Raw genomic sequence first — 4,259 nt, 5'->3', positions numbered from 1 at the left:
ATCTCGCGGCCCGCTACAAACGCCTGATCGCCCGGCGCGGCAAGAAACGCGCCCTGGTCGCCCTGGAACACACCATCCTGGTCTCGGTCTGGCACATGTTCACCCGCGACCAGCCATACGCCGAACTCGGCGGCCAGTACTGCCTCGAACGCACCGGCCACACCCGACAGACCCGACGGCTCATCGGACAACTCACCCAACTCGGCTACCACGTCACCCTCCAACCCATCGGGCCCACCTAAAAACCAGCAACGATCAACCTGCGAGGATTTTCGAATCAGACGACGGTGTTGGTCTCGACGGGTTCGGTCGGACCGGCGCCGGCGACGGTGCCGGAGACGGGGTGCAGCCAGCAGGCCACGGAGCGGCGCTCGCCCGCCGCGGACGCGGGCGCGCCGAGCAGCGGGATCTGCGAGTCGCAGGGGTCGAACGCCTTGGGGCAGCGCGGGTGGAACGCGCAGCCGGAGGGCAGCGAACGCGGGTCGGGCGGCGAGCCCGGGATGCCCGTCAGCTCACGGCGCGGGCCGCGCAGGGCCGGGAAGGAGTGCAGCAGGCCGTCGCTGTAGGGGTGCAGCGGCGCGCGGTAGATCTGCGCGGCGGGCGCTTCCTCGACGATGCGCCCGCCGTACATGATGGCGATCCGGTCGGCGAACTCGACCAGCAGCGAGAGGTCGTGGGTGATGAAGACCACGGAGAAGTCCAGCGTCCGGCGCAGCCGGCTGAAGACGGCCAGGATCTGGCGCTGCATCACCACGTCGAGGGCGGTGGTCGGCTCGTCCATGATGACGATACGCGGCTCCAGCGCCAGCGCCATGCCGATCATCACCCGCTGCCGCATGCCGCCGGACAGCTGGTGCGGGTAGCTGTCCAGCCGGTCCGCGGGGATGCCGACCAGGCCCAGCAGCTCGCGGGCGCGCTCGATCCGCTCCGTGCGGCCGAGGTTCGGCCGGTGCGTGTGGATCACGTCGGTCAGCTGCTTGGCGATCTTGTCGACCGGGTTGAGCGCGTTCATCGCGGCCTGGAACACGATCGCGGTCTGCCCCCAGCGGAACTTGCGCAGCCCGGCGGGGCTGAGCGCGAGCACGTCGACCGCGCCGGTGCCGTCACCCGGGTGGTAGAGCACCTTGCCCGAGGCGACCACTCCGGGCGGCGGCAGCAGGCGGGTCAGGCCGTAGGCGAGCGTGGACTTGCCGCTGCCGCTCTCCCCCGCCAGGCCCAGCACCTCGCCGCGGCGCAGCGAGAGGGTGACGTCGCTCACCGCGCGCACCGCCCCCTCGCCGAGGCCGTAGTCGACGCTGAGCCCTGAGATCTCCAGCACCGCGTCGTCCATCGTCGTCGTCACGGCGGTCACCGGGCACCGTCCTCACTGTGTCCATCAACACCGTGTCCATCAGCACCGTGTACCTCTACTACCTCAAGGCCACGCTCGTTCAGGCTGCGGGCGTCGGCGCCGCCGCCGGGGCCGCTGTGCGCCAGGACCGGGGTGAAGCCGACCCGCATGCGCACCTTGCGACCGGTGAAGTCACGCACCTTCAGGCTGCCGCTGCTGCGCAGCCGCGGGTTGACCAGTTCGTCGATGCCGAAGTTGAGCAGCGAGAGCGCGGTGCCCAGCAGCGCGATGGCCAGCCCCGCCGGGACGAACCACCACCAGGCGCCGATGGCCAGGGCCTCCTGGCTCTGCGCCCAGAACAGGATCGCGCCCCAGTTCCACTCGTAAAGCCCCTGCACGCCGATGAACGCCAGCGCGACCTCGGTCATGACCGCGTAGATCACGGTGCCGACGAAGGAGGAGGCGATGATGGCGGTCAGGTTCGGCATGATCTCGAACAGGATGATCCGCCAGATCGGCTCGCCGGCCGCGCGGGCAGCCTCGACGAAGTCGCGTCTGCGCAGGGAGAGCGTCTGCGCTCGCAGGACTCTGGCGCCCCAGGCCCACGAGGTCAGGCCGATGACGAGCGCGATCACCCAGTCGCCGCCGGTGGGGATGGCGGTGGTGATGATGATGATCAGCGGCAGCGCCGGGATGACCAGGAAGACGTTGGACACCGCGGACAGGCCCTCGCCGCCCGCGCCGCCGAGGTAGCCCGAGGTCACGCCGAAGAGCACCGCGACGATCGTGGCGACCACCCCGGCGAAGAAGCCCACGAACACCACGCTGCGGGTGCCGGCCAGCACCTGGCTGAAGATGTCCTGGCCGATGTGGGTGGTGCCGAACCAGTGCTTGCCGGACGGCCCCAGCAGGATGTCGCTGCTGCGGGCGGAGGGGTCGTACGGGGTGATGTAGGGCCCGATGATCGCGATCAGCACGAAGACGGACAGGATCGCCAGGCCCACGGCCACCTTGCGGTTGGACAGCAGGCGCATGCGCAGCCGCCGGGAGGCGGCCGGGCCGGCGACGGGTTCCTGCGGCGTGACGGCGTCCACGCCGGGCGCGGTGACGGCCATCGTCAGCCCTCCCTACGGGTTCGCGGGTCCAGCGCCATGTAGGCGAGGTCGGCCAGGAAGTTGGCGGCCAGTACGGACAGCGTGATCACCAGGAAGATCCCCTGCATGACCGGGTAATCCTTCTGGCCGATCGAGGTGACCAGCTCAAGGCCGACGCCGGGGTAGGAGAACACGTACTCGACCAGGAAGGTGCCGCCGACCACCAGGCCCAGCGCCATGCCGAAGCCCGAGACGCTCGGCAGCATCGCGTTGCGCGCGGCGTAGCCGAGCATGACGCGCCGCTCGGTCAGGCCCTTGGCGTGCGCGACGGTGACGTAGTCCTCGCTGCTGACGGTCACCACCATGTTGCGCATGCCCATCAGCCAGCCGGCCACCGAGGTCACGATGATCGTCGCGGCGGGCAGCAGGCTGTGCTTGATCGCGCTGGAGATGAACGCGCCGCTCCAGCCGGGTATCAGCCCCTGGTCGTAGCCGCCGGCCGACGGCAGGTAGCTGTTGACCCCGGTGAAGGCGGCGATGGCCAGCAGCGCCAGCCAGAAGTACGGGATGGAGGCGAAGAAGGTGGTGATCGGCATCAGCAGGTCGGCCAGGCTGCCGCGGCGCCAGCCGACGATCACGCCGAGCAGCGTGCCGATGGCGAAGCTGAGCACCGTGGACACGCCGACGAGCATGACCGTCCAGGGCAGCTCCTGCGCCAGCACCGAGGAGACCGGCGTCGGGAAGTTGTGGAACGAGATGCCCAGGTCGCCGTGGGCCAGCTGGTTGAGGTAGCCGAGGTACTGGTGCCAGAGGTCCTGCTGCTTGTCCAGGCCGAACAGCACGGTCAGCGAGTGCACCGCCTGCGTGCTGATCTCGCCCTGGTACTCGGCGATCAGCGAGTCGACGGGGTTGCCCGGCGTCAGGCGCGGCACGAAGAAGTTGATGGTCACCGCGGCCCAGGCGGTGAAGATGTAGAAGGCGAGGCGTTGCGCGAAGTACCTCATGTTGCGTCACCGCCCTTTGCGGCAGAGGCGTCCGGGTCGTAGAGCCAGCAGGCGGCCCAGTGCTTCTGGGCCGGTTCGCCGACGTCGAAGCGGGGCGGGACCGTCACGGTGCACACGTCCATGGCGTGCGGGCAGCGCGGGTGGAAGCGGCAGCCGCTGGGCGGATGGATCAGGCTGGCGACCTCGCCGGTGCCCTCCTCGACCGACTCGCCGTGTGCACCGGAGCCGTTCGCCCTGGCGACGCGGTCGGGGTCGGGCGCGGAGTCGATCAGCAGCCTGGTGTAGGGGTGCGCGGGGCTCTGCGTGACGCTCTCGCTGGCACCGCCCTCGACGATCCGGCCCGCGTACATCACCTGCGTCTCGTCGGCGAAGTAGCGGGCCGAGGCGATGTCGTGGGTGATGTACAGGATCGCCAGGTGCATCTGTTCCTTGAGATCCCGCAGCAGGTTCAGGATGCCGAGCCGGATCGAGACGTCCAGCATCGAGACCGGCTCGTCGGCCAGCAGCACGCGCGGGCGCACCGCCAGCGCCCGCGCGATCGCCACGCGCTGGCGCTGGCCGCCGCTCAGCTCGTGCGGGAACTTGCCGAGGAACTGCTCGGCCGGCGTCAGGCTGACGCGCTCCAAGAGCGCCCGCGCCTGCTCCTCCACCGCCGCCCGCGACCGGGCGAAGCCGAAGACCCGCAGCGGCCGGGCGAGGTGGTAGCGCACGTCGTGCACCGGATTGAGCGAGGCGAACGGATCCTGGAAGATCAGCTGCACGGCGCGGCGGTAGGCGCGCAACGCGCGCCGGCCCCGGCCCGCGAGCGCCGCCCCCGCGAAGCGGATGCTC

The 4,259-nt window shown here is 70.3% G+C and carries 4 protein-coding genes and 1 pseudogene; 1 reads left to right on the top strand and 4 read right to left on the bottom strand.

What is annotated here, in order from left to right:
• A pseudogene (locus VGS97_RS20475) lies at positions 1-242 on the top strand (IS110 family transposase); the annotation flags it as partial.
• A 35-nt stretch (positions 243-277) separates the two neighbouring features.
• On the opposite strand, the gene VGS97_RS20470 reads toward VGS97_RS20475, so the two are convergent.
• The 4 genes from VGS97_RS20470 to VGS97_RS20455 form a co-directional block, all read right to left on the bottom strand.
• Positions 278-1,330, bottom strand: a complete 1,053-nt coding sequence (locus VGS97_RS20470) for an ABC transporter ATP-binding protein (RefSeq protein ID WP_349262198.1) — start codon at positions 1,328-1,330, stop codon at positions 278-280.
• 17 nt (positions 1,331-1,347) lie between these two features.
• Positions 1,348-2,445, bottom strand: a complete 1,098-nt coding sequence (locus VGS97_RS20465; RefSeq protein ID WP_326855212.1) for an ABC transporter permease — start codon at positions 2,443-2,445, stop codon at positions 1,348-1,350.
• Positions 2,446-2,447: 2 nt separating this feature from the next.
• The gene (locus VGS97_RS20460) at positions 2,448-3,428 is read right to left on the bottom strand and encodes an ABC transporter permease (RefSeq protein WP_326855211.1); all 981 of its coding nucleotides are present in this window, start codon (positions 3,426-3,428) and stop codon (positions 2,448-2,450) included.
• Positions 3,425-4,259, bottom strand: an 835-nt coding sequence (locus VGS97_RS20455; protein ID WP_326855210.1) for an ABC transporter ATP-binding protein, incomplete at its 5' end; no start/stop codon positions are given. The genes VGS97_RS20460 and VGS97_RS20455, both read right to left, overlap by 4 nt.

This window comes from Actinocrinis sp. (genome assembly GCF_035946395.1).
Lineage (GTDB): Bacteria > Actinomycetota > Actinomycetes > Streptomycetales > Catenulisporaceae > Actinocrinis.
This window is presented reverse-complemented; position numbering and strand designations above follow the sequence as displayed.